The 619-nt window shown below is 34.2% G+C and carries 1 protein-coding gene; it reads right to left on the bottom strand.

Annotated features, from left to right (window positions below):
- Nucleotides 1-582 (bottom strand): hypothetical protein (locus SM447_RS29445; RefSeq protein WP_474576126.1); only part of this gene is annotated, 582 nt, incomplete at its 3' end.
- Nucleotides 583-619: the final 37 nt, after the last annotated feature.

The raw sequence follows: 619 nt of genomic DNA, 5'->3' as shown, positions 1-619 counted from the left end.
CTTGTCGTCTTTATCAGCTAATAGTTTGTTTGTTCCAGTCTTTTCATGTTTCAAAGACAAAATTTCGTTTTTAAGATCAAAGATTTCTTTTGTTGAGGTTTCTGTCATGTTTTGCACAGATTGCTGCATATTAAAAATCGGCGTTAACATGTTCTTCACCTCATGTAGAATTTGTATATTGTTCGACTTCATCATTTCTTTTATCATTGCAACAACTTCAACTGCTGGAACAAACTCTTGTTGAGCACCGTCCTCCTCATCTGTGAGTTCTTTTCTTACCTTAATGGCTGTATCTGAATTTTTAAGGATCATTGCCAATCTTAAAGCTGCTCTTTTAGGAACGATATATAGCTTAATGAACTTCCCAGGCATATTATATTTATGCTTAAACCCTTCAAGCTCTAATCCTTCTAGTTTCTTTAGTCCATCTTCAACCAAAACCTCATTATTTCTGTGGATGTATGTAGTCAATGTAGGTACTTTCATTCCGAAATACTCTGACAAGAATTTTATTGAAGTATGTTTTTTGTCACCTAGCATCTTTAACTTTTTCACTTTGTCCAAGGCATCAATTCGATCCATGTACTGCTCTCTTTCACTTTCCCTGATTAAATATAGA

It is taken from the genome of Micromonospora aridisoli, from assembly GCF_056150025.1.
This window is presented reverse-complemented; position numbering and strand designations above follow the sequence as displayed.